Origin of the sequence: Streptomyces sp. LS1784, from assembly GCF_020103755.1 — a bacterium.
GTDB lineage: Bacteria > Actinomycetota > Actinomycetes > Streptomycetales > Streptomycetaceae > Kitasatospora.
Genome location: NZ_JAHSQD010001182.1, coordinates 1 through 840, shown reverse-complemented (window position 1 = coordinate 840; position 840 = coordinate 1). Strand labels below are relative to the sequence as shown.

1 protein-coding gene is annotated in these 840 nt (G+C 72.4%); it reads left to right on the top strand.

The window, feature by feature from the left end; translation table 11 throughout:
• Window positions 1-3 precede the first annotated feature (3 nt).
• Window positions 4-840 (top strand): NAD(P)H-binding protein, encoded by an 837-nt coding sequence (locus KS423_RS46425; protein ID WP_224285652.1) that lies wholly within the window; start codon window positions 4-6, stop codon window positions 838-840.

The following is an 840-nucleotide window of genomic DNA, read 5'->3' as shown; positions in this document are numbered from 1 at the left end:
GTGATGGCTGGTGTGGTGGATCTCGCGGTCGAGTCCGGTGTCGTGCTGGTGGTCGGTGGGACGGGGAAGACGGGTCGCCGGGTGGCGGAACGGCTGACGGCCCGGGGTTACGAGGTGCGGGTGGGTTCGCGCTCGGGTGCGGTGCCGTTCGACTGGCATGACGAGGGGACGTGGGAGGGGGCGCTGGAGGGTGTGAGCGCGGCGTACCTCACCTACTACCCGGATCTGGCGTTCCCGGGTGCGGTGGAGGCGGTGGGGGCGTTCTCGCGGCTGGCGGCGGAGCGCGGGGTGGGCCGGCTGGTGCTGTTGTCGGGCCGTGGCGAGGAGGCTGCGGAGGCGGGGGAGAAGGCGGTGATGGAGTCGGGGGCCGCGTGGACGGTGGTGCGGTGCGCGTGGTTCAACCAGAACTTCAGTGAGTCGTTCTTCCTGGAGCCGGTGCTGGCGGGGGAGTTGGCGCTGCCGGTGGGTGGTGCGGTGGAGCCGTTCGTGGACGCGGAGGACATCGCGGATGTGGCGGTGGCGGCGTTGACGGAGGCGGGGCACGCGGGGGAGGTGTACGAGCTGACGGGGCCGCGGTTGCTGTCGTTCGCGGACGTGGCGGTGGAGCTGTCGGCGGCGGTGGGGCGTGAGGTGCGGTTCGAGGCGGTCTCGCAGGAGGCGTACCGGGAGGTGTTGGAGGCGGCGGGGCTGCCGGCGGACTTCGCGGAACTGTTCTCGATGATCCTGGACGGTCGCAACGCGTCGCTGGGTGACGGTGTGCGGCGGGCGCTGGGCCGTGAGCCGAGGGACTTCGCCGACTACGCCCGCGAGGCCGCCGCCTCGGGCGTGTGGAACGCGTGA

What these genes read in the sequence shown, in the direction of transcription:
- KS423_RS46425 (WP_224285652.1), top strand. Translation starts at nt 4, where the DNA reads ATGGCTGGTGTGGTGGATCTCGCGGTCGAGTCCGGTGTCGTGCTGGTG.